Below are 24,666 nucleotides of genomic sequence, written 5' to 3'. Positions count from 1 at the left end.
ACAGCTCGGATTGCCAGAGCTTGCGACTCACATCGAGATTGCGGATTCGTTTCTCCTACCTGAGAGGGAACCGGTGGCGGAAGTTCTCTTGCCGAAGGTCCTTCGTTGCCACCCCCGAGGTTGTCGCCGTCCAGGCACAGGTGGCCGCTGCACAAGCGGCTTGGCGTCTTGCTCGGGCAGAGCGAATGCCTTCAATCAGCGTGGGGCCAACCTACGAGCACAATGAAACCGGAACAACGTTTTACGGGCTCGCCGTTGAAACGAACCTTCCGATTCTCAACTCTGGTCGCGAGTTTGCCTACCAACGGGAGATGGAGTACCGGCGAGAACTCACACGGCTCGAGCAGCTCCGCCAACAGCTCGGCGTGCAACTTCAGGTCGCTGTGGAAAGACTCCGCGAGGCCCGATCCCACCTCACCGAGGCCCAGATTGTGCGGGCAGAAATAGAAAAGCAGATTGCAAAATTGGAAAGCCTTTATCACGCCGGACAAGCAGATTTACTGACACTCCTTTCTGTTCGTCGGCGGTTGCTTGAAGTCGGCTACAACGAACTGGAGATCACCTGGGCCGTTACACAGGCCTATGCGGACTTCCTGGAGGCAACTGGCGGCGTGGGGGTTCTGGACAATCATCTGGAGGACTCAATTCAAACGAGTCCGCAGTAGTTTTGAGGACTCCAATGAAAGGAAGAATCTTGGATCGCCAGCAGGAAAGCGGAAATTTTCGAGCCAAACACCGATCAAACGGATAAGACTTTAATCCGTGTCTCTCCCGTGTAAGCATCGTTTTTCCTGACAGGTTAACGTTTTTCCTTCTTAATCCTCTTCGTTTCCGGTTCCTGGGCAGCTTCTGTGGAATGGAAGGACAACATCTGTGAGGGACCGAACGTTCCGCATGCTTGGTGGCTACCCCAGCTTGGAGCTGGGAGGACACGCCAACACACAGATTGGACAGGTTTTGCCGGTTGATCCGGGGAATCGTGACATAGGACAAATAACCGGCCGATCCATTTCTATCCGAACGGACCTCCGACGGACGCCGGTACCCGATTCTCGCGAACATTCCAGGTTTCTCTCCGATGACACCGGGAACGAAGGACGACCAGCAGTTGCCGCCGCTGGAGGGGTGCACGCGTATGGGGCCTGCCAGGGACTTGGCAGCCTTCTGGCAATCTGCCCTGCCCATTGACACCGGAAAAACGCCCGTCCTGGCGACGATGCCTATGGGAACGAGGCCAAACGGCGGTTTTCACCGGCGATCCCACACGAAAATGGCAACAGATTTCGCGCGTCGTCGATCAGGAATTACCGTTTCTTCAGTTCTTGGGGCAATTCGCGCGATAGGCCGCGGACCGTCCGAGCAAATCGAAGCGACGGCCTTAGTCACAGCGGCGACCGACAAGGCTGCCTATCAACCGGATGAGGCGATTCAAATCTCCGCCGTGTGCGGGATCAACGGACAGAGGGAACTCACAACGCAAAAGTCACTGGGACGATTCGTCCACCGTCACGAGCCCTCGATAAGATTACACTGATCAGCACGCCAGGGCCAGGCGGTCACTATTTCGCCAGTTGCAAACCACGATTCCATGGGACGCTTGAAATCGAGGTCCAGACAGCGTTAAAAGATGATAAACTTGCCGCTGAAATAATCATCGTCGAAGTGGGACATCCCTAATTGGAGTTCGAAAAACTCGACCTCGATGAGAAGACTCGGGGAAATGGCCACAGCACGGCCAAACTTCGGAAAACGTGCCACGTCGAAAATGCGTCGCCGGAAAACTGTAGCGCGAGCTGTATTAGTGGCCGGGAAAGCCGCGACGCTCACAAGAGAAAGACAGCTGTGTGTCTCTTCTTTCACACAGACTTTCGGTATTCAGAAACTGATTTGGATCGCGTGGCCCAAGGGGTGCATGAGTTTTTCCGGGGTTGACGTCACACACAAGCCGAGCGCCGGCGTCGGCACAACTTCGGTCATTCCACTTCCTTACGGGCTTGGAACATACTAAGATCGATCATCACCCCAAGCAACTTCAGCGTTCAAAATGCGATGTACTGCTTTCGGAATGGCACATGTTTTAACTTGAATGCGCGGAAGGTGACCAGTGACTCTTGTAAATCAAAGGATCTATGTGCTGGCTGGTATGGCCCTACTGGTCGCATTAGGGCAAGGTCTTCAATCGGCTTCTACCCTGGAGGCAACCGAAGCAGCACCCGCAAATCTGTGGGATTTGTGCCGGGAGAAGTCGGCGATCCACCGCTTTGCCACCTTGTTTTCGGCCCAGGATGTTCGCGATCACCTTGCTACTGAAGAAGGCCGGCAGCGGGCCATGGAATGGTGCCGAGCGACCGGGGTCACCCATGTGTTCATCGAAAGTTTTCGCAACGGCTATCAGGCTCCGCGAGATCTTCTCACGACGGCACGGGACACATTCAGTCAAGCAGGGTTCAAGGTTTCCGGATGCGTGACCCCGACGAATGTGGGCAAGCTCTCGACCGGCCGGAAGTTGATCTCCTGCTACACGGACCTTAAAACACAGGATCGGCTGGCAGAAATATTTGCTTATACTGCCTCGCTGTTTGATGAGATTATGATTGACGACTTTCTTTTTACGGACTGCACGTGTCCGGAATGCCAGCAGGCCCGAACAAAACGCACTGTTAGAATCGGAGATCAGGAATTTCCCGTTAATGGCGATTCTTGGTCCGAGTACCGATGCGAATTAATGGTGCAGCTTTCGCGCATTAAGATTCTTCAAGCTGCCCGCAAAGTCAACCGCAACGTGCAGATTATTATTAAATATCCTCAATGGTACGACTATTTCCATGAACGCGGTTACGATGTCATCCGTCAAACCACTGACTTTGACCGCATCTGGGTGGGCACTGAGACCCGCGACTATGATGACCCTCGGTGGGGACGCACGGTTCAGTATGAGGGTTACTTCATCATGCGCTGGCTTGGCGGAATTGGTGGTGATAAATGCGGTGGAGGGTGGTTTGATCCATTGGGGACAACCGAGCACACCTATGTCGAGCAAGCTCGGCAAACAGTTTTGGGCGGCGCCCGTGAGACGCTCCTTTTCTGCTACGGCGCGCTTCAGCGCGGAACCGGCCCAAGAAATGTGGAGGTTCTTCGAGCACACATTCCGGAACTCCTGGACGTTGCCGAAAAGGTCCGTAGGCGACAGATTATTGGTGTCGCTGCGTATAAACCGCCTCATAGCCCGCCCGGGCGCGAACCGTACGTGTACGATTTCGTCGGAATGTTGGGCATCCCTCTGGTCCCCTGTCACGAGTTTCCAGAGAACGCGCAGGCTGCATTTTTCTCCGTGCATGCATTGACGAACTCACAATTCGAAGAGCGACTTGCGGGCCTGGTTGAACGCGGGGTCCCAATCCTCTTGACGGATGCACTTGCCGGACAACTCAAAAATAGAGAGCTACTAAATCGTCCGAACGTGCACGTCTTGTCCGTGCAGGGTGATCCGCACCGGCTCCTTCAATTTACCGAAAAGGAATTGGAGCCTTTACGCGCAGCTCTCCTACGACCTTTCGGGCTCACGTTCAAAGCTCCCAATAAGGTTGGGCTCTACCTTTTTGAAGATGGTAGCTACGTGATAGAGAATTTTAACAACGATCCCGTGAAGGTAGCGCTTAACGGGAAGGAACACGAAATACCGGGTCGAGGGTGGATTCAGGTTTGGAAATAATCGGCCCTTTCCATTTTTCCGCTCTCGCTCTGTTACTCTGGGCTGTTAACTGGGGATGCTGCAAGTCGAAGTACCGCTTTTCATCTTTGTGTCCTCGCACCACGAATAGCATTGTGGGTCTCAGTACCTCTCTGCTGGATAGTGGACCCCGGCACCAATTCATGGCGCACGGTCCAGCGTGATGACCGTAGCGATGGTAAGCCGGACGGTCATTGCCGCATTTTCGATGTCCGTGCGCTCCGGTATATCGCCTTCGGTGTGGTAATTCGGGTCTGCGTAGGGCCATGATCCAATCTGGAGAATTGCCGCGGGATAACCCGCTTGCACAAACGATCCGTCGTCATCTCCGGGACGTGCTCGTTGCGCTGTTCGCTGTTCGAGGCCAATGCTGAAGCGTTCATTGGCTGCGCTAACCAGACGCGCCAGAGCCTCACCTTCATAGGTCGTGAAGACTGTAACATTGGCCTTTTTGCCGGCAGCCGTGTCTTCAGCGGACTTCACCCCGATGCCATCCAGGTTGATGACGGCGATGATCTTATCACCTCTTTTCTTGGCTTTTTGCGCCGCTGTTACGCTGGTCCACGGCCAGTGTTCTTCATTGCACCAGAGGAAGCGGATGGTACGGTCGTTCGGATAATCCTTCAGAACGCGCGCAATTTCAAGCAACCCGCATGTGCCGATGGCATTGTCATTAGCCCCTGGTGAGTCCACCCAACTCTGGGAGTCTTTATGCGCAAGGAGGAGGATGATCTCTTCGGGACGCCGCCGCCCCTGTTTTTCTGAATAGAGGTTATACGCCGTGTACCAGGGATCCTCTGGGAGTGGCTGAGAGTACTGATGGGCCTTTGGTTTGCTCGGATCCCGCCGAAATGCCTGGACCTGCACCGGTTTCTGCACGACCTGGTAGCTCCATGCCGTGAGTTGAGCGGTCAGGTAATCGTCAGCTTCATAAAGCGAGTTCTTGTTTTGCCCCGGCCGACTATAGTTCAGCTTTCGAAACGGTAACGGATCTTTGGCAAGGTAGAAAAGGTGACGACGCATCTGCTCCGCATTAACCCGTACAATAACGGAGTGGATTTCCTCGACCACGGCGGGCTGGTTCCAAACGGCAGTCCACAGAACCTCGGGCGATGATTGCTGTTGCTCGCCCAGCGCTGCCGCCGATTCAGCTAGTATGACCAGCAAAAGACTTCCTACCATCAGTCTCGACCGTAGTTTTTTCATCGGAGTACTCCTTATTCCGTCGCTTTTCACTCGATAGCCGCCTTCAAAAGTTTTTTGTGGCACGAATTTTTCCTTCAGTGACCCCATCTCGGCATGGCGCTTTCTGACACGGCAGTTGATTTACCGGAGCGATGCTTGGGCACATCATGAGTGCGCTCGCCTGACGCCCGGAAATGAAATATCTCGCCCACGGTTCAGGCCGTCAATAACACTCCACCGCAATCGGTCGTGACTGAATTCGGGACTCCACCGTGTGGAGTTTCCAGAGCTAAGTTTCTAAACTGGAAAGTTATCACATAAGCGCGGCGGTCACCATACGTTACCCGGCAAGTGATACCAGCGCCGCCAGGTGCAGTCGATCGAGGAGGATCAATTCAATGGTCGCGACGGTTCGCGCAATTGCTGCGATTATTCTTGCAGGTATGCCCCTGAGCCTTGTGGGATGTCGGTCGTCAGAACCCACGGCGTCGCAGGAGAAATCCAATCGCAACAAGAAGCTCGTGATCGCTGTGATTCCCAAGAGCACCGGTGGTGAATTCTGGAAAACCGTTGAGATGGGCGCTCGCGAGGCGGCCCAGGAACTAGGGGTGGAGATGAAATGGGATGGCCCTCTTACCGAAACCGAACTGGCCGAACAGAACAAGATCGTAGAGAACATGGTCACCTTGCAGGTGGACGGCATCGCCCTTGCGCCGCTCAATCGCTCTGCTCAACGACGGACGGTAGAACGGGCCGTCGAAGCCGGTATCCCTGTAGTCATTTTTGACTCGGAAATCGATGGCCATGCCCACGTCAGCTTTGTAGCCACCAATAACAAACAGGGAGGGAGTCTGGCGGCCCAACATATGATTGAACTTCTGGGAGGCAAAGGGCGCGTCCTAGTGCTGCGGTTTGTGCAGGGTACGGGAAGTACTGAAGCTCGTGCCGAAGGGTTCATCGAAACAGCGAAAGCAGGGGGACTGGAGATCGTAGGTGATCCCTACCCGGAGGACGCCACCGTAGAAGGTTGCAAGAAGACGGCCACGAACGTCCTGGAAGGTTTTGTCAAAGACAACGAGTTGTCTCTCGACGGGATATTTGCGTGCAATGATCGATCCACACTGGGAATGCTAGCTGCGCTGGAAGACCTCCGAAAAAGCGGCGTCAAGGTACATGTCCGATTTATCGGCTTCGATTTTACCCCACGGTTGGTCGAAGCTCTTCAAGCGGGACTCATTGACGCGCTCATCGCCCAGAACCCGAGGAAGATGGGCCGTTTAGCCGTGGAGACGCTGGTTGCACACCTCCGCGGGCAAAAAGTACCTGAATATATTGACACAGGGGTTGTGCTTGTGACGCGCGAAAAGCTGGCGACCGACCCAGCTGTGCGGCAGTTAGTAGGACTGTCCGAAAAGCCCAGTCAGACCCAGAGCCAGCCGCCAAGCGCGGAGAAGTAGGTGGAGGTCGTCCACATTGCCTGCTGCAGGGTAGAAATTCGGATAATCATGCGCGACTCACCACCTCGATTGAAGATGGTCAATATCGCGAAACGGTTCGGGACCACCCAGGCCTTGAACGGAGTCAACGTGGAGGTGGCCGCGGGAGAAGTTCATGCGTTGGTAGGGGAAAACGGGGCCGGGAAGAGCACTCTGATGAAGGTCCTGGCGGGCGTCTACCGCCCGGACCGAGGACAGATGTGGCTGGATGGAGAACCGTTCGTGCCGCATCAGCCCCTGGATGCCCGCCGGCGGGGCATAGCCATGATCTACCAGGAACTGTCGCTGGCTCCCCATCTGTCGGTCATGGAAAACATTCTGCTTGGTGTGGAACCAGCACGCTGGGGAGTTATTCGGTGGCGCCAACTTCGCCAACAGGCATACGCCGCCCTTTCTGAACTGGGTCTGGCCGACTTGCCACTGGCAACCCCGGTGCAGAATTTGCCGCCGGGGTATCAACAGATGGTGGAAATCGCGCGGGCAGTGGTTTCTCAGGCTAAGATCGTTGTCCTTGACGAGCCCACAAGTAGCCTTACGCAACACGACGTAGATCGGTTATTCACGCTCATCCGCCGCCTCCGCGAGCGAGGTCTTGCCGTCATCTACATTTCGCACTTCTTAGAGGAAGTCCATCGAATCAGCGATCGTTTCACCGTTTTGCGCGATGGCGAAACCGTGGGAAGTGGCATCACTTCTCAGACACCGATTCCCAAAATCGTGGCGCTCATGGTAGGCCGTGAAGTGAGCGAGTTATACCCCAAACGTCGTCGGACTCGTGGGCCATGCATCCTGGAGGTGGAAGGACTCACCGGAACCAAAAAGCCAATCGGTGCAAGTCTTCGGTTGCATCGGGGAGAAATCCTGGGGATAGCTGGGCTGGTAGGGGCCGGTCGCACCGAGTTACTGCGGGCGATCTTCGGGTTGGATGCCGTTCGCGCCGGCCACATTCGCGTTGGTGTCTTTCAGGGGCCCGCTTCCCCCGGCCAGCGATGGCGACAAGGAGTGGGATTTCTGAGTGAAGACCGAAAACGGGAAGGACTCGCAGTGTCCCTTTCCATTGCCGAGAACATTACGTTGTCTCGCGTGGATCGCCTGGGACCGCTGGGACTCGTTCTTCCTGGCCGGGAAGAGCGCATTGTAACACGTTGGATCGAGCGGCTTTCCATCCGCTGTGAGCACTTAAGACAGCCCACCTGGACCCTATCCGGGGGTAATCAGCAGAAAGTCGCTTTGGCGCGACTGTTTTTTGCCGATGTGGACGTCCTCCTTCTGGACGAGCCCACACGCGGAATCGACGTGGGATCAAAAGCCCAGATTTATCGGTTGATCGCGGAAGCCGCCGACGGGAGTGGGGGAACAAGCCCGAAAGCTGTTTTGATGGTGTCCAGCTATCTCCCGGAGTTGCTTGGCCTCTGCGACACGATTGCCGTCATGTTTCGCGGACGCCTCGTAGCGTGTCGTCCGGCAGAACAATGGACAGAACACAGTTTGATGCTGGCAGCAACAGGTCAGAACCAAGTGAATCTCCTCAACGCACCATGAGAATGCCGAAACTTGCCGACTCCTTTCGTTTTACCCGGGATATGTGGTCGTCGCCCTGGATGACGGCAATCGGGCGATTTACGGCTCTCATCGCTGTGTTCCTGTTTTTCGCTGCGCTCGTAGAAGACGGAAAATTCTATACACCGCGTAATTTGGAAAACATCCTGAGACAGAGTGCCGTTTACGCGACCGCAGCACTCGGAATGACAATGATCATCATTGCGGGGGGCATCGATCTGTCGGTTGGTTCAATGATCGCACTGAGCGTGGTCACCGTGGCCTGGATACTCGACTATCACTATACGGTTTATGGGCCGAACGGGCGGGAGGAAACCGTGTATCTCATCCATCAATGGCCTGTGCTGCTTCCGTGGACGGCCCTTGTCGCGGGAGTTCTGGTCAGTGTTTTGGCCGGATTTATTAACGGTGCGACCGTGGTCGGCTTGCGACTCGTCCCATTTATCGTAACGCTGGGAACTATGGGAATTTTTCGTGGCCTGGCAAAGGGATTAGCGCAAGAGAAAGACATTTACCCTCGCGAGGATACCTGGCTCACTCGACTCATGGATCCGACGCTCACGTCCCATGATCCGCGTTGGCGTGTGTGGATTCTACCTCCGGGAGTATGGATATTGATCGTCTCCGCCGTAGTGGCTGCCCTTATCCTGCGGTACACCAAGCTTGGCCGATATATTTTCGCCATCGGCTCCAACGAGGAGACGGCCCGACTTTGCGGCGTCCCGGTCGGTCGCGTAAAGATTGCTACTTACACTCTGGGCGGGCTTTTTGCGGGGTTGGCAGGTCTCATGCAGTTCTCGTTTATCGGGGGCATCGGTCAGCCCACTTCGGCCATCGCCTACGAACTGTTCGTCATCGCAGCGGTCGTCATCGGTGGGGGAAGTCTGATGGGAGGACAGGGATCCATTTTGGGGAGTGTCATCGGTGCGTTGATCATCACAATCCTTTATATGGGCGGTCAGCAGATGGGCTGGCCCAAATGGGTGCAGGAGGCGGTTATTGGAGTGATTATCATCGCAGCCGTCGTGATTGATCGGCTGCGTCAGCATTCCGCTACGTGACACTCCCCACAATCGGAAAAGCATCCAGGGGCGTTCGACAAAAATAGAATTCCCGACACTTCGTCAAAAAACCTCGTGGACCAAGTGATAGCCTCGGTTAACACTGCAGCAAATGAGGAGGGTCGCATTTATCAGGCGCCAGTGGTTTTCGATGAATGACCCTTGGTCATGCCTTTTACAAGCCATCCGGCTACCAACAGTCCAACACAGAATCCCAGTGCAAACATCAGTATGACAAGAGTCGCCACACTACTGGAAAACTCCCAGAATAGAAAACGTATTGCCATCGTCGCAGTGTTTTGGAGAACGAAAACGATAATGAGCAAAGCAAGGAAGATCAAGACAGCCAGTTTGATTTTCGTGACCATCAATGAGAACTCCGCAGAGTCTGTCCTTTCAACGTCGGCCTTTAGTTCATTGTACCACACGCATTGGAGATAATATAATCCCTTGCCGAAAGCCGATAGCCATGGGGAGCCTGAGGATGAGGAGCACGCTTTTACCTGTGTTAACGTGGTTGCTTATCGCGTTAAGTTGCAAAGATACAGTTTTTCCCGCCGAGGCAAGCGTCCCAAAACATGCACAGTACCGGAAGCTCATAGAAGCGTCCCCGGGGCTCGTTTGGTATCTACCCTTGCAGTCGTTTGACGAGGTCCTCGCAAAAGAGTGGCGTGCAGAGGGCGATCGTCCCCAGGCTGTTCCTGGGCCCGACGAAACTATGGCGCTACGCTTTTCCGGCAAAACCACCCTCACGTTTGGCCCCACACCCGATTTGGATACCGAGGAAGCCACCATCGAGCTCTGGTTTCGTCCCGAATTCCCCGCTCCTGCCCGGTTCAATCCCTGTCTTATAGCCAAACGGGAGTCGGGGGATCATCGCCAGACACGGTGGAGCATCCACGTCCACGGGGACTATTCGGCCATCGACCTATGGAATGGTCAGGAAGTGGCCTCCTACCGACCCGCCACAGGACCGCTCCAACCTGGTCAATGGTATCACCTGGTTGTGGTAAGTACCAAGGAGGGAACGTCGGTTTATCTGAATGGCGTCCCCTGTTTGCCTCCCCAGCAAAGTTGGCAGATCAATCGTTCGGAGAAGAATCGCCCGCTCAATATTGGTTCCTCGCAACCTGCAGGAGCCGAGTTCTTCACTGGCACCATCTGTCAGGTGGCTTTATACAGCAGAGCTCTTACCGAAGAGGAAATTGCTACACATACAGACGCGATGGGTTTCCATGATATTCGTTTGGCAGCACAGACTCGATATGAACAGGTTCGTCGTGCCGAAGCAGAAGAACAGGCAAAACTGGAAGAAGCCCGGGAAAAGCGTCGCCGTGAGCTCATGGAAGATCCATCGCTTTTCGCACGGGGCGCGCCCACTGTCTATGAAAAAGATCGTCTCACAGCCATCGACCTTCCAGTAGGTGGTATTGGAGTAGGCGCCATCCACATGGATGGAACCGCTAGACGGCATGCCTGGCAGATTTTTGGACAGGTGGCCTATCGATTCGTTCCACACAGCTTTTTTGCCGTGCAGGTCCGGAGCGACGACCGCGCTGTCGAAAGGATTTTGCAGACCTTCCCCGAGGAAGGGCTTCCACCTATGGCAGAGGTCCGACTTGTCGCTCGGTACCCCCTGGCGCGCTATGAATTTATTGATCCAGATTTTCCGGTACAGGTCAGCCTGGAGACATTCAACCCCCTAATACCAACCAAGGTTCGCGACTCTGCCATTCCATGCGCCGTCTATCAGATCACGGTTAAGAACCCCACAGAACACCGCCTGTCCGTGACCGTACTCGCCAGTCAACTCAACGCCACCGGGTACCGTGGTGACGGGCCCATCGAAGATGTCCGTCACCCGAACTTCGGGGGCAATGTCAATCGGGTGGTCCGGACACAAGGATCCACCTGGCTGACTATGGCGCAGAGTCAATCCGCAAACTCGGGGGACGGCCTCGTACTGCTGATGAAAGGGGACCGAGTGCACGGGGTACCCGCCTGGACAGACATCGCCCAACTTCGGGCAGTTGTAGCCAAGCGCGATTCTCAACTCGACGCGAATCAACTCTCAGCGGGTCCCTCTCCTGCCGGGGAGACGCTGAAAGGAGCATTATGGCGCTCTCTTGATCTCGAGCCAGGCCAGGCCCAAACGGTGACTTGCGTGCTTGCCTGGTTCTTTTCAGACTTACCAGCTGGAACCGGCAAATGGAGCTGTGGAGGCCGTCGCTACGAAGCCTGGTGGCGGAGCGCGGAGGAAGTTGCGGCGGAAGTTGACGCACGGCTTTCCGAACTCGAAGCCGGTACCCGCCTTTACGTGGATTCGCTTTACGAGACGAATCTTCCCTACTGGTTTGTCGACCGGATCGCCTCACAGGTCGCAATTCTACGAAGTCCTACTGTGTTCTGGTGTCGAGATGGATACTTTGGCGGATGGGAAGGATGCAATATTGAAGCAGGGTGCTGCCCGGGAAATTGCAATCATGTCTGGCACTATGCTCAGGCTCACGCGAGACTGTTCCCTGAGCTCGGACGGCTGATGCGGGAACAGGAGTTTCGTTTCCAGAAAGAGGATGGAGCCATTCCCCACCGTCAGCCCGACGAGTTTCCAGCATTTGATGGTCAGTGTGGCGCCGTTCTCAACTCGTACCGCGAACACCTACTTTGTCGCGACTCAGGATGGCTCGCAAAAAACTGGCTGGCGATCAAGAAAGCGATGGATTACATCATCCAGCGATGGGATCCCAACGAAGATGGCGTTCCCAGTGGACCGCAATGGAACACACTCGACGGAGAACTGGGGGGCGCCTCTTCGTGGTTGGGCAGCCTGTATCTGGCAGCTCTTGTGGCTGCGGAAAAAATGGCCCAATTACAGGGAGAAAACGACGTTGCAGCGCGGTACCACCGCATCCGTGTGTCCGGCCAGACTAATCAAGACAAGCTGCTTTTCAATGGAGAGTATTACATACAGATCCCCGAACCGACGCCCTATGAAGATTACGGACAGGGATGCGGTATTGACCAGGTCCTCGGTCAGTGGTGGGCCCATCAACTGGATTTGGGCTGGGTGTATCCCCCGGAACATGTGCGGATTGCGCTCTCGAGTCTATTCCACTACAACTTTCGCGGGTTCATGAAAGGATTGCCACAGAAACCGAGAAAGTTTGTGGCTGATGAAGATGCCGGCATGCAAATGTTCACGTGGCCCCCTGGAACTAAGCCCCCAGCAAAGGTTATCCGCTATGCAAGCGAGGTGATGACCGGTTTTGAATATGCCGCGGCAGCAGCGATGATTCAGGCCGGTCTGCTACGGGAAGGATTCACAGTCGTGCGGGCAATTGCCGTCCGGTATGACGGCCGAAAAAGAACCGGACTAACGCCGGGGAATTTCACAAGTTGGGGATATTCCGGCAATCCATTTGGCGATGACGAGTGCGGCAAATTTTACGCCCGGGCCATGAGTTCCTGGTCGCTGCTCCTTGCCTGCCAGGGGTTCATTTACGATGGCCCTACCCAAACTATTGGATTTCAACCGATTTGGAAACCTGACGACCACATATCGTTTTTCACGGCCGCCGAAGGTTGGGGCGTTTTCTGTCAAAAGCGAGAGCCTGGTCAGCAAGTGAGTACCATCGAACTTCGGTGGGGCCGGTTGCCCTTGACGAAGTTCATTACCGAACTCCCAGATAGCGCTCTTCCCAAGCGTGTCGAGTGCCAAAAAGGCGGCAAGGCAATTCCCGTTCAATTGGAAGCTGACAAGGGACGGGTGGCGTGCTGCCTCGCCGAGCCGATAGTGCTTCAACCCGGAGAAAAATTGACCTTTATACTGACCTATTAGAAACCGCATTCCACGTCATAATACCGGGAGAGGATGAGACATGCGTTCCCCGCACAAACAGACGGCACTGAGCAACCGAACGGCATCGGTTCGCGGACAAAGGCGCGCTGGATTCTCAGTCGTCCTGACAGGGGTTCTGCTCGTTGCCTGTTTTCCGGTGTTGGTCGCAAGTGAATCGCTGGAAGGTGGGAATGTGGCTTCCCCACAAATATCCATTCTTGAAGTGATCCGCGAACCAACACTCGGTCAAAATCTGCTCAATGAAATAGCTTGGCGCGGTTATGGCGAGGGCTTCCTCAAAAAAGATAGCACGTTTATCTGTGATAACGGTAGTGATTCGACCGTGGTCCGCGGAGTCGTGCAAACAGTGGAACTTAACCACACGACGCCGACACCGCTGCTGGCCATTGCCGAGAGCTCAGCCGAAAACGTGGGTGGTTCGCGGGACAATGATTACTCCCTGTACTTAGATCTCCAGTACACGGACGGCACATCTCTATGGGGCCAGGCAACCCCGTTCGATGTAGGAACCCATGGCTGGCAAGAAAAACGGGTGATTATCTTCCCAGAAAAACCCGTTAAACGGCTCTCCTTCTATCTCCTTTTCCGTCGGCATTCTGGCACAGCATTATTTAGGTCGCCTCGGCTCTATCAGTTGTCGCTCCCACAAGGCGGATTTTTCGATGGAGTGCCATGCATCTGGCGAGAAAAGGAGTATTCCGGACTTGTTATCCGCGACGTCAAAGCAGGGACAGACTTCTACGCGCTCCATCAATCGGCACTGGGAATTGAATGTGAGCAAAAAGTAGACAAGCTACGCTTTGGGGACTGTATTGACATTCGTTTGAGATGGGCAGGAGCGGGCGATAGGCTCCTCACACTCAGCTATCTGTACCCCATCCGAGGCGATGGCCATTCACCTGTTGTGTGGTATCCAGACCCACGGCGAGAGGAACTTGTCTCCGGTAATAGAGAATACACGGTGACCACTCGCAGCCGGGCTGGGGTGGCACATCGCCTGTCCCGGTGGCCTTTCGCGGTGATACGGAGCGGAGATACTGGTCACGCTGTAGGCATTGATATGACGCTACCGGCCGTGTTTCGGGTTGGCTATCACGCCAGCTTGAGAAGTCTGTTTGTAAGTTACGACATTGCCCTCACCCCGGAACAGCCTGAAGCGCATTTGCGGCTCGTTAAATGGCAATTCCCCGGGCCGATGGGATTTCGCGGAGCGCTTCAATCCTACTACGAGATGTTCCCCGGAGTCTTTCGCGCGCGTATCGAAAAACAGGGGTTATGGATGCCGTTCGCCAAGATCTCCACCGTGGAGGCATGGGAAGATTTTGGCTTTCGTTTTAAGGAAGGTGATAACGAAACGGCATGGGATGACGCCCATGGGATTCTCACGTTCCGATATACAGAACCGATGACATGGTGGATGCCCATGGCCACAGAACTCCCCCGCACTTATGAGGCGGCTGTGGCAGAGGCAGAGCGGCTTGCCAGCTTGGGGCGCCCCCAGGCCCGAGCATGGCAAACAAGCAGCTTTCGGGATGAGCACGGACGAATTCCGGTGCGGCTTCTCGACACTCCGTGGTGTAATGGAGCTGTTTGGAGCATGAACTCCCTGCCGCAGATTTCAGGGGAGATTACCGATTTCCGCCTGAAGTGGAACCCCGAAATTCGGGACCGACTTTATGGACCAAGCCGCAAAGCCGATTTGGATGGAGAATACATTGACTCCAGCGAAGGTTATGTCACGGACGAGCTTGATTTTTGTCGAAACCATTTTGTCGGCGAGCGTCCGCTTACTTATGACGGCGATACCCTGCAACCTGCGGTCTTTCGGGGATTGATTGTGTTCGAATACATTCGTGCGATTGCTGAAGATGTGCATAAACTGGGGAAATACATGATGGCCAATGGAACCCCATCGCAGCTCTGCTGGCTGGTTCCATGGCTGGATGTGTTGGGGACGGAAACCAATTGGAATCGCGATGGAAAGTGGCAACCCATGAGCGATGGTGAACTGTTGTACCGTCGCGCTCTGTGCGGAAAGAAACCGTACTGCTTTCTCATGAATACAAACTTTGATCAGTTCGATCACGAGCGGGTGGAGAAATACATGGCAAGATGCCTGGCGTATGGCATGTTTCCAGGATTCTTCAGCCCGAATGCTTCTACCGGGCATTATTTCTCACGGCCGGAGCTGTACAACCGAGATCGTCCCCTTTTCAAAAAATATGTGCCGCTTTGCAAACTTGTCGCCGAGGCGGGCTGGGAACCAATGACTCTTGCTCGCTCTTCTCATCCAGGCGTCTATGTGGAACGGTTCGGTACGCGGTATTTCACTGTCTTTAATGACACGCCGGAGAAAGTAAGAGTGGTGATCACAATCGATGCTGCCATTAAAGTCGATCAATCCGTGCAGGAACTCCTTCGGGGAACGGCGCATCCTATTCAGAACCATCAGGTGGAACTCACCCTGGGGGGAGAAGAAGTGGCAGTACTGGATGTGTTTCCTGGTCGACCGAATTGACTCCAGATACCGTGAGAAACGTGAAACAGCTTTCCCTTTTTTCTGGCCTGGAAGACACTTCCCCTGCGAAGCACGTCCTGGTGGCAAAAGTTGTGTTTGAATCCGGTCCCGAGGGAGTTTTCGACTACCGGGTTCCAAAAACATTCGTTGGAAGAATTGCTCCCGGCCAGCGAATCCGCGTGCCACTGGGAAAATCCAACCGATTTGTAGTCGCATACTGCCTTGAAATTTGCGAACAAGCGGACAACCCCCAACTGAAAGACATCGCGGCCATTATTGATGAGGCTCCCCTTGTCACATCTGCATTGTTGCGCCTGGCCCAGTGGATGGCAGAATATTATCTCTGCCCACTGGGAACAGTTCTGGAAACCGTTATACCGGCCTGCGTACGAAATCAGGCGGGCACACGCCTGGTTCCCCATTATCGCCTGGCTCCCTGTTCCGACGGGTTTCCCTCCCTCACGGAGAAACAGGCCAGAGTGGTCGCTGCTCTTTTGGAGGCGCCTGGTCAACGGCTCTCGCGCGACGCACTTACCCGAACCGCCGGCTGCACGACGGCCGTTCTTGACAACCTCGTGAAACGGGGAATCCTGGTCAAAGAAATGGCAAGGATTCGGCACAGCCAACCAGATGCTACGACTCTTCCCCGGCAAGAGAGGTTGATTCTCAACAACCAGCAACAGGAGGCTCTGGAAATTATCCAAGAAGCGGTAAGCACCGGGGAATATCGGGGCATTCTCATTTACGGCGTGACGGGTAGTGGTAAAACCGAGGTTTATATCCAGGCCATCGAATACGTGGTGAAAAAAGGGAAGCAAGCCATTGTCCTCGTACCCGAAATCAGTCTCACGCCGCAGACTGTGGAACGCTTTCGCAGTCGATTTGATTATGTGGCCGTGCTCCATAGCCATCTCACAGATGCGGAACGGGCCGCGCAGTGGGATTGGATTGCTTCTGGACAGGTGCAGGTGGTCGTGGGTGCCCGAAGCGCGATTTTCGCGCCCACGCCCCACTTGGGCCTCATCGTGATGGACGAAGAGCACGAAACCTCATTCAAGCAGGAGGCCGCGCCTCGGTACCACGCCCGAGATGTCGCTCTCCGCCGTGCCCAGATCGAACAAATTCCCCTCGTCCTGGGGTCGGCAACACCATCACTGGAAAGCTGGTATCGGACTCAGCAGGGGGAACTCACGCTTATCCGATTGCCTGAGCGCATTGGTGGCCGAACGCTGCCGGCCGTCAAGCCGATCGACCTTCGTCAACCCAAGCATAGTCGGGCAAGCCGTGGTGTGATCACGCGTCAACTCCACGCGGCCATTCATGAGGCCCTGGAAAACGGCGGGCAGGTGATCTTGCTACTGAATCGCCGGGGATTCGCGACACATGTGCAGTGTTCGGCCTGCGGTTATGTGCTGATGTGCCCGGATTGCGAGATTGCCTTGACACACCACCGCAGTTTCAGCAAAGTGCTGTGTCACTATTGCGGTCACGAGGCACCCTCGCCAAAGGCCTGTCCCGAGTGTCAATCAGCGGCAATCCGGTTCAGTGGAGTCGGGACGGAACGGCTCGAGGCCGAGGTCAAGGCACGGTTCCCGGAGGCCACATGCTTGCGGATGGACGCAGATTCGATGCGAAGCCGCGAGGCCTACGAACGGGCATTTCGTCTCTTCCGTGAAGGCAAAATCCAAATCCTCTTGGGAACCCAAATGATCGCCAAGGGGCTGGACTTTCCCAATGTAACGCTCGTGGGCGTGGTCAATGCTGACACCGCCCTGCACTTTCCTGATTTCCGTGCGGCAGAACGTACATTTCAAATGGTGACCCAGGTAGCTGGGCGGACCGGCCGGGGGCCGCACGGGGGTCTCGTACTGGTTCAAACTTTCAGCCCCGAACATTTCGCCATTCAATCGGCGGTGCGGCACGACTTCGAAGGTTTTGCCGCTCAAGAACTGCCTATCCGAATGGCGTTCGGTTATCCGCCAATCAGCAGGCTGGTTCGGCTGATTATCTCGGCCGAGAAAGAACTGGAAGCGGCTGGCTGGGCGGAGCGGGTCGCCCGGTCGTTTTCAAAGTCCCTTTCTCAAACGGGTCGTCCCGATGCCGCCCGCGTGGTCGGGCCTGCCCCTGCTCCCTTGATGAAATTACGGGGAAAATACCGCTACCACATCCAAATTCTGGGTAAGGACGAAAGGCTCATCCGCACGCTCGTCCGCTGTGGCCTTCAGTGTCTCGAAGAGGCGCGTCAGGTGAGCTGGGTCGTGGACGTAGACCCCGTGGATATGCTGTGACCGGCGGCAAAACGAAAAGAAACGGGCGACTCGAAGGTAATCTATTGGCCCACGGCGTGCCCCGCGTAGAAACTCTCGTGTTTTCTGTTTGCTGCCGATCGACTAAGATAAAAGCATAGAATAGCTAAACCATGCTTTTTATGTAGCAGCAATGGCCTCTTCCATCAATTCAACGCGAATCCCACAACGACGTCTCAACCGGGCCCTCGTGGAAACCAGCCTCGAGGTCAAGTGCCTTTTCTTGTTCGGTGTCTTCCTGGTGTTGGTCATTGCTGTGAGTGTGCTTCTTTACTGGCGAGTCACGGGAGAGGTGGTCACCCGCCAGAATCCGGATACCGCGCGCCTTCTTGCCGATCAAGTGATGCTGACCAAGCATTACGCGGCGATGGAGCCCAACAAAGATTTCGTGAACTACTTGACAGAAGTGATCCGGAGTCGGACGCAACACGGATATCAATGGCGATTTGTCCAGCCTCCCGACCGTCCCGTGCGGCCGTCTCAAGACGTGGGACCTCCTGCCGACGCCATGGAGGCCGAACTCGTACAGCGCTTCACGCAGATGTCACCGGAAGAGCGGGCTCAGAGTGAGACTCCCCTGTACGCGGAACGGCTTGTCGATCAAGGGCGAACGTATCAATATTACCAGCCGATCTGGGCGGAACAGTCTTGCGTGGCCTGTCATCTGGCTCTGGAAGGCGCCGGCTACAATCCCGCCGCAAGTGTGGGCATGGGAAGCCCATTGCGCGAAGGGGACCTCATGGCGGTGCTCCAGGTAACCATCCCCAACGGTCCTACCCAGGCGGCCATCATGAAGTACTGGAGCATGCTCCTCGCGGTGGCAATTGTCACGGCCTTTCTGGCTATGATCGCGTTCTACGTGACTATTCGCTACGTGATCATTCGGCCGTTGCGACATCTGCGGGCAGTCAGTGAGGCAATCACCGAGGGCAATACCGCGTTGCGCGCTCATATCCACACGCGCGACGAATTTGAACTGCTGGCCAATGCCTTCAACCGTATGCTCAGTCACCTTGTCGCCGTCCAAGACGAACTGCGCCAGGTGAACGCTGAACTAGATGCCAAGCTGGACGAAGTGGCCCAGCTCAACATGCAGCTTTATGAGCTCAACAGAATTAAAAGCGACTTTATGGCCACGATGAGCCACGAGCTGCGAACTCCGCTCAATAGTATTCTGGGATTCAGCGAGGTACTGGCGTCGATCGATTCTCTCGATGAAAAGCAGCGCCGGTACGTCCAGAATATTCAAAAATCGGGGCGGATCCTTCTGGACATGATCAATAATGTTCTCGATTTGGCGAAGATGGAAGCTGGCCGAATGGAAATCACGCCAACCGAGTTTTCCATCGAGCAGGTTGTGCACGCGCAGTGTGATATGGCCCGGCCGCTCTCGGAAAAGAAAAACCTGCAGCTCACTGTGGATGTTCCTCCCAACCTTCCGCCTATGTTTCAGGATCAAAACCGGGTGGCGCAAATTCTCAACAATTTGCTTTCCAACGCGATTAAGTTCACGCCTGAGGGCGGTGCTGTTCGGGTTTCTGTTCGCCGTGACGCCAACGGAGACCTGATTCTTCGCGTGGCAGATACCGGCGTGGGAATTGCTGAGGAGGATAAGCAGATCATCTTCGAAAAATTTCGGCAGGGGCGGACGGCCATGCCCGATGGAGACCCGCTCAAGCGCGAATACCCCGGCTCCGGCTTGGGATTGAGCATCGTGAAAGAGCTCTGCCGACTTCTGGGTGGTGAAGTCTCCGTGGAAAGTGAACTGGGAAGAGGAAGCGTTTTTACCGTGCGTTTGCCCTGGACGCTTTCTCCCCAACAGCAGGAAGACTCCGGCCTGGGCCTCCGGCTATCTGATTTTGAGAAAATGCGATTCGACCGCGGTAGATCAGTGCGTCGCCCCCAATCAGCCGCCGCCGACAGCCGTGCAGGCTGAAGGAATGGCCCAAAGCTCCGTGGAATTCCGAAAGTGCCTCCCACACCCTCGGAGATGGCGGGTCGCGACGCAGCCCTGCCGTATTCCTTGAAGTGTCAGAAACGCACAAGCGTTCGTTGGACCGGCAGCACTACGGCATCGGCAATTTGGCCATTCATGGATTGTTACCGCATTCACCTTCCCGCTCAGGGGTTTCTAAAGAACGATGAGTACTTCCCGATCAGGCAAGAGTCCTAACCCGACCGACCGGCGCCCGGAGGTTCTTCTTTTTACCGACGGCGCGTGCAGCGGTAATCCAGGCCCGGGCGGTTGGGCATTTATCTTGCGACATCCGGCGTCGGGAAAGGAACTCATCAACTCCGGTGCGGAGTCCAGCACGACGAACAATCGAATGGAGCTCATGGCTGTTATCAAAGGCCTGGAGGCACTCCGCAAACCCAGCCGTGTCCGCCTGATTTCCGACAGTGTTTATGTGGGAAAAGGACTTACAGAATGGCTCCCCAGATGGAAGGCCAAAGGCTGGAAACGATCAGGAAATGAGGCTGTAAAAAACGAGGATCTGTGGCGGCGGCTGGACGAGCTTCTTTCCATCCACGAGGTGGAGTTTCAGCACATCCACGGCCACACTGGTCATAAGGAAAATGAACTGTGTGACCGCTTGGCAGTCCAGGCCTATCAAGAGCTGGTCCAATCGCAGAAAGGGGAGCCGAAAGCAAATAAAACCATCTAACCCGGCTGCGCGGTGCGGCCGCCTCGGAGCCTGCCAAGGGACCGCAACCTCACAACTGCACGCCGTTTAACCCACATCGGCCAACGCCATACTTTTTCCGTATCGCGCCAGAACGAGGCGGCGCAAGCGGCGATGTTCGGGACGGGCCAATCCGGGGTCTGCCGCTATCAACTCCCAGGCGTCCTGACGAGCCAGTTCCACAACCTCTCGATCGCGCACCAGGTCCGCAATGCGAAACGGTGGCAAGCCGTGCTGCCGTGTTCCGACAATTTCTCCAGGTCCCCGCAATGCAAAGTCGATTTCTGCCAGCTCAAATCCGTTAGTTGTACGACAAAACGCTTCTAATCGCCGTTTAGTCTCGGGCGACGTGGAATCCGAGAACACACAGCAATAACCTGGCACCGGGCCGCGGCTCACCCTCCCCCGCAGTTGGTGAAGTTGGGCCAGTCCGAATCGCTCGCCGTTCTCAATCGTCATCAAAGTTGCGTTGGGAACATCGATACCGACCTCGATGACTGCAGTAGAAACGAGTACGTCGATCTCACCCCCTCGAAAGCGAGACATCACTTCTTCCTTTTCTTCACTGGTCATCCGGCCATGGATGGCAGCCAGCCGAAATCCAGCCAACTCTCCCTGACTGAGTTCACGAAACGTCCCCTCGACGCTTTTTACTTCAGCATCTTCATCTTCCTCCACAAGGGGTACCACCACGTATCCCTGCCGTCCTTCCTGCAATTTACGGCGAAAAAAAGCCCACCACTGGCCTCGTTGTTCGGAATTGGCCAGAAATGTCCGTACCGGCTTGCGGCCCGGCGGTGCCTCGTCCAGAACGGTCACATCGAGGTCGCCAAAAAGTGTCATTGCGATTGTCCGAGGGATTGGTGTGGCGGTCATGACGAGGTAGTGGGGCTCTTCCCCCGCACCCTTCAGCGCAGCGCGCTGACGAACTCCAAACTTATGTTGTTCATCGATTACAACCAGTCCCAGTCGATGAAACTTGACCTCATCCTGAATAATGGCCTGAGTCCCCACCAACAAATCAAGGTTCCCTTCAGCAATTTGCTCGAGAATTTTATTCCTTTCGGCTGGTGACAAACCGCCTACGAGAAGTGCCCGGCGGACGCGACTGGCAGCCAGCAATTCGTCGATGGTCTGGAAATGCTGGCGAGCCAGAATCTCCGTCGGGGCCATGAGCGCTGCCTGATAACCGCACGCCACTGCCAAAAGCATCGAATAGAGCGCTACGACCGTCTTGCCGCTTCCAACATCACCTTGGAGAAGTCGATTCATGGGGACGGGCCGACCCATATCGGCGGCAATTTCTGCAACGGCACGGTCCTGGGCCTTCGTTAGCGAGAACTTAAACAACCGGCGGATTCTCGCATCAATCTTGGGAGTGAGCTGGAGAATGGGTGCCCGTTTCAATGTGATTTGCTGGTAGCGCTTAACGCCCAGCGCCAGCTGGAGGATCAACAGCTCCTCATAAATAAATCGACGTTGTGCCTCTTCTAAACGGTTTCGGTCGGTGGGAAAGTGAATCTGCTCGACAGCTTCCTGAATCGGCAAAAGACGGCGCTTGGCAAGCAGCTCAGGTGGCAGGGCCTCTTCCAGATAACATGTGTAGGTGCCCACGGCATGTTCCATGATCCTTCGCATTTGCCATTGGGCGAGCCCTTCTGTGAGCGGATATACCGGCAGAGGTGCAACTTGTGGTCGTTCCGCCTCGCCAAGTACGATCACCCGGGGATGAGCCATTTCCCAGAACAAGCCGTTTCGTCGCGGGCGCCCAGAGAGCATGACCCGCTGTCCTACGCGAAACAGATCGCGCCGATAGGGCTGTTGAAACCACAGCGCACGGACATAGCCATCTTCACACGCCACAGCCATCCCCACAACGGTCTGTCCACTGCGGGTCACACGGCTGTCAATATCTTCGATCACCCCGATGACGGACTGTAGTCTACCCTCTTCCAACTTGGAAACGTTTCGAACATCACTGATATCCTCGTACGTACGCGGAAAAAAGAAGAGTAGGTCGGCGACCGTTTCCACGCCCAACCGTCGCAAAAGTTCGGCCCGGCGTGGGCCAACCCCTTTCACGTACTGCACCGGCTGGTGGAGAGGACTCTCCTCTGCTGCCGACTGTGACCGGCGAACGCTGGGCTGTTCATTTCCCATGCGACTGACTGTCTTCCACAATGTCCCATTCCGTCGGACTGACCCTTCTCACCCGACGATACAGGCTATCCCGTTCCACCGGTTCCCGTCCGACTTCCCGAATCAACCTGCACAGCTCTTCCACGCTCAGAGCCTCCGGCGATTCTGCACCCGCATCATGATAGATCGTTTCATACCGGACGGTTCCGTCAAGGTCGTTCGCTCCATAAGCGAGGGCAGTTTGTGCGAGCCCGACTCCCAGAGCAATCCAGTAAGCTTTGATGTGCGGGAAATTATCCAGGAAGAGTCTTGCCACGGCAAGCGTCCGCAAACAGTCGAAGGCGGACGGTTTGGGAAGGTGGCTGAGAGCTGTCCCCTGTGGATAAAACGGAAGGGGAATGAACACCTGGAAACCGCCTGTTTCATCCTGAAGTTCACGGAGCCGCAACATGTGATCGAGCCGGTGTTCGGGCGTCTCAATATGCCCGAAAAGCATTGTGGCGTTGGTTCTTAGCCCCAAGCGATGTGCCGTGCGGTGAATATGAAGCCAGGTTTCGCCATCGGCCTTGCCGGGAGAAATCTTCTGCCGCACCTCCGGATGGAAAATCTCAGCACCGCCCCCTGGAAGACTCCCCAAACCGGCCTGTATGAGGCGTTCCAGCACCCTTTCCACAGACAAACCGGAAATCCGGCAAAACCAGGCGATTTCCACCGCTGTCCAGGCTTTCAAGTGAAGTCGTGGGAAATGGCTGTGGATAAGACGCAGAATTTCCACGTACCATTCAAACGGCTTGTCACCCGGCAGGCCCCCCACGATGTGGATTTCGGTACATCCGGATCGATCGGCTTCCTCTGCACGCTTGAGAATTTGATCCGCCGTCATGTAATAGGCGTCAGATTCTTTGCCTGTGCGATAGAATGCGCACAATTTGCAGCGATAAACGCAAACATTCGTAGGATTAAGATGCATATTGAGGTTATAGAAAACGTTTCGTCCGTGCCGCTTAACGCATACTTCTTCGGCTAGTCGGCCAACCTCATGGAGAGACACTTCAGGTTGAAACAAAAAGAGCCCATCCTCAAAAGACAACCGATTGCCTGCTGAGACCTTGTTTTGGATTTCTTCCAGTCGCTTCCGAATGGCAGAACGTGTGGTCAAAGTTGTGACGCTCATTGCCAGGTTCCCATATCAAACAGCGCTAAATGCTTTCACAGGATCCAAATATCGCAGACGCCGACGAGAAAAACTCCCAAGCTAACCACCGCGTTCACATGGAAAAAAGCCTCGTTCACGCGGCTGAGGTCCGTCGGGCGTACGATCAAATGTTCATAAATCAACAGCCCGGCGATCCCTATGATCCCCGCATAATACGCAGTTCCCAATCGCGAATAAACTAAGGGTAAACAGGCCAAAACAATCACCATCCCTGCGTGGAGAATCGCGGCGCAGCGGAGGGCCGTGGGCACACCCAGCCATACTGGTAGGCTTTTCAATCCGGCCTGGCGATCGAACTCATAGTCCTGGCAAGCATAAATCACATCGAAACCCGCCACCCAAAGAATAACCGCCCCGGCGAGCACAAAGGGAGGCCCGTCGAAGCGTCCCGTGATCGCCACCCACGCAGCCACCGGTGCCAGGGCGAGGGCTGTCCCAAGCCAAAAATGAGAGAGCCAGGTGAATCGTTTGGTATAGCTGTACGCCAGAAGAAACAACAAAACAGGCCCAGCACCCAAGATTGGCCAGACGTTGGGGAGAAACAACAGAGTTGAAAGAACGAAACCCACGCCGCAGACGACAGTGAAGAGTGCCACTTGCGACACCGTGAGAATCCCCCGCGGCAGGTGTCGCATAGCCGTGCGTGGATTCCGTGCATCGATCTCCCGATCCGCCAGACGATTGAATGCCATCGCAGTGCTTCTGGCAAATACCATGCACAGGAGGAATCCCGCCAGATCACGGAGTCGAAAGGGTGTTTCCGCCCACGCCATGGCCGCTGAAAGCGCTGCGAATGGTAACGCAAACAGCGTGTGGCTGAAACGAATCAATTCCAGGTAATTCCGTATGGCTATGAAAATCCCTCGGGCCTTTCCCTTTATACCGGAGTTTGCTAATTCCATACCTTTTATT

Annotated in this window: 17 protein-coding genes; 11 read left to right on the top strand and 6 right to left on the bottom strand. The window is 55.4% G+C overall.

Annotated features, from left to right (window positions below; genetic code table 11):
* Positions 1-20 precede the first annotated feature (20 nt).
* On the top strand, positions 21-665 hold the full coding sequence (locus tag ABJK56_RS01955) for a TolC family protein (protein ID WP_347242984.1): 645 nt from the start codon (positions 21-23) through the stop codon (positions 663-665).
* Positions 666-1,078: 413 nt separating this feature from the next.
* Positions 1,079-1,534 carry a hypothetical protein gene (locus tag ABJK56_RS01950; RefSeq protein WP_347242983.1) on the top strand — a complete coding sequence of 152 codons (456 nt, stop codon included), beginning with the start codon at positions 1,079-1,081 and terminating at the stop codon, positions 1,532-1,534.
* A gap of 86 nt (positions 1,535-1,620) precedes the next feature.
* Here the strand turns inward: ABJK56_RS01950 and ABJK56_RS01945 are convergent, their stop codons facing one another.
* Entirely contained in the window at positions 1,621-1,758 is a 138-nt protein-coding gene (locus ABJK56_RS01945; protein WP_347242982.1) for a hypothetical protein, read from the bottom strand.
* Positions 1,759-2,104: 346 nt separating this feature from the next.
* Here ABJK56_RS01945 and ABJK56_RS01940 point away from each other — a divergent pair, with 346 nt between their 5' ends.
* Positions 2,105-3,712 carry a hypothetical protein gene (locus tag ABJK56_RS01940; protein ID WP_347242981.1) on the top strand — a complete coding sequence of 536 codons (1,608 nt, stop codon included), beginning with the start codon at positions 2,105-2,107 and terminating at the stop codon, positions 3,710-3,712.
* A gap of 159 nt (positions 3,713-3,871) precedes the next feature.
* Here ABJK56_RS01940 and ABJK56_RS01935 read toward each other — a convergent pair whose 3' ends face one another.
* On the bottom strand, positions 3,872-4,936 hold the full coding sequence (locus tag ABJK56_RS01935) for a M28 family peptidase (protein ID WP_347242980.1): 1,065 nt from the start codon (positions 4,934-4,936) through the stop codon (positions 3,872-3,874).
* Between the two features lie 377 nt (positions 4,937-5,313).
* Here ABJK56_RS01935 and ABJK56_RS01930 point away from each other — a divergent pair, with 377 nt between their 5' ends.
* From ABJK56_RS01930 to ABJK56_RS01920, 3 genes are read left to right on the top strand one after another with little or no spacing between them, the layout of a single operon-like run.
* Positions 5,314-6,372 carry a substrate-binding domain-containing protein gene (locus ABJK56_RS01930; protein ID WP_347242979.1) on the top strand — a complete coding sequence of 353 codons (1,059 nt, stop codon included), beginning with the start codon at positions 5,314-5,316 and terminating at the stop codon, positions 6,370-6,372.
* A 48-nt stretch (positions 6,373-6,420) separates the two neighbouring features.
* A complete protein-coding gene (locus ABJK56_RS01925) occupies positions 6,421-7,953 on the top strand; it encodes a sugar ABC transporter ATP-binding protein (protein WP_347242978.1) in 1,533 nt (510 codons plus the stop codon).
* A 2-nt stretch (positions 7,954-7,955) separates the two neighbouring features.
* Entirely contained in the window at positions 7,956-9,032 is a 1,077-nt protein-coding gene (locus ABJK56_RS01920; RefSeq protein WP_347242977.1) for an ABC transporter permease, read from the top strand.
* A gap of 131 nt (positions 9,033-9,163) precedes the next feature.
* Here ABJK56_RS01920 and ABJK56_RS01915 read toward each other — a convergent pair whose 3' ends face one another.
* Positions 9,164-9,400 carry a LapA family protein gene (locus ABJK56_RS01915; RefSeq protein WP_347242976.1) on the bottom strand — a complete coding sequence of 79 codons (237 nt, stop codon included), beginning with the start codon at positions 9,398-9,400 and terminating at the stop codon, positions 9,164-9,166.
* Positions 9,401-9,516: 116 nt separating this feature from the next.
* On the opposite strand from ABJK56_RS01915, the gene ABJK56_RS01910 reads away from it, so the two are divergent.
* The 5 genes from ABJK56_RS01910 to rnhA all read left to right on the top strand — a co-directional run bounded on the left by ABJK56_RS01910 (position 9,517) and on the right by rnhA (position 20,381).
* On the top strand, positions 9,517-12,870 hold the full coding sequence (locus tag ABJK56_RS01910) for a GH116 family glycosyl-hydrolase (RefSeq protein WP_347242975.1): 3,354 nt from the start codon (positions 9,517-9,519) through the stop codon (positions 12,868-12,870).
* A 40-nt stretch (positions 12,871-12,910) separates the two neighbouring features.
* Positions 12,911-15,409 carry a hypothetical protein gene (locus ABJK56_RS01905; protein ID WP_347242974.1) on the top strand — a complete coding sequence of 833 codons (2,499 nt, stop codon included), beginning with the start codon at positions 12,911-12,913 and terminating at the stop codon, positions 15,407-15,409.
* 20 nt (positions 15,410-15,429) lie between these two features.
* Positions 15,430-17,697: a primosomal protein N' gene (priA, locus tag ABJK56_RS01900; RefSeq protein ID WP_347242973.1), complete on the top strand. Its 2,268-nt coding sequence runs from the start codon at positions 15,430-15,432 to the stop codon at positions 17,695-17,697.
* A 151-nt stretch (positions 17,698-17,848) separates the two neighbouring features.
* Positions 17,849-19,651, top strand: coding sequence for an ATP-binding protein (locus ABJK56_RS01895; RefSeq protein ID WP_347242972.1), 1,803 nt, complete (start codon positions 17,849-17,851; stop codon positions 19,649-19,651).
* Between the two features lie 205 nt (positions 19,652-19,856).
* Positions 19,857-20,381: a ribonuclease HI gene (rnhA, locus tag ABJK56_RS01890; RefSeq protein WP_347242971.1), complete on the top strand. Its 525-nt coding sequence runs from the start codon at positions 19,857-19,859 to the stop codon at positions 20,379-20,381.
* Between the two features lie 66 nt (positions 20,382-20,447).
* Here rnhA and recG read toward each other — a convergent pair whose 3' ends face one another.
* From recG to ABJK56_RS01875, 3 genes are read right to left on the bottom strand one after another with little or no spacing between them, the layout of a single operon-like run.
* Positions 20,448-22,559 (bottom strand): ATP-dependent DNA helicase RecG, encoded by a 2,112-nt coding sequence (recG, locus tag ABJK56_RS01885; protein ID WP_347242970.1) that lies wholly within the window; start codon positions 22,557-22,559, stop codon positions 20,448-20,450.
* Complete coding sequence (gene mqnE / locus ABJK56_RS01880) at positions 22,549-23,712, bottom strand: aminofutalosine synthase MqnE (RefSeq protein ID WP_347242969.1); 1,164 nt, start codon at positions 23,710-23,712, stop codon at positions 22,549-22,551. Before mqnE ends, recG begins: the two co-directional genes overlap by 11 nt.
* Positions 23,713-23,747: 35 nt before the next feature.
* Positions 23,748-24,656 (bottom strand): 4-hydroxybenzoate octaprenyltransferase, encoded by a 909-nt coding sequence (locus ABJK56_RS01875; protein ID WP_347242968.1) that lies wholly within the window; start codon positions 24,654-24,656, stop codon positions 23,748-23,750.
* Positions 24,657-24,666 lie beyond the last annotated feature (10 nt).

Source organism: Thermogutta sp. (genome assembly GCF_039793925.1).
In the GTDB taxonomy this organism is placed as follows: Bacteria; Planctomycetota; Planctomycetia; order Pirellulales; family Thermoguttaceae; genus Thermogutta.
The sequence above is the reverse complement of the archived record's forward strand: the minus strand, read 5'-3'. Positions and strand labels throughout refer to the sequence as shown.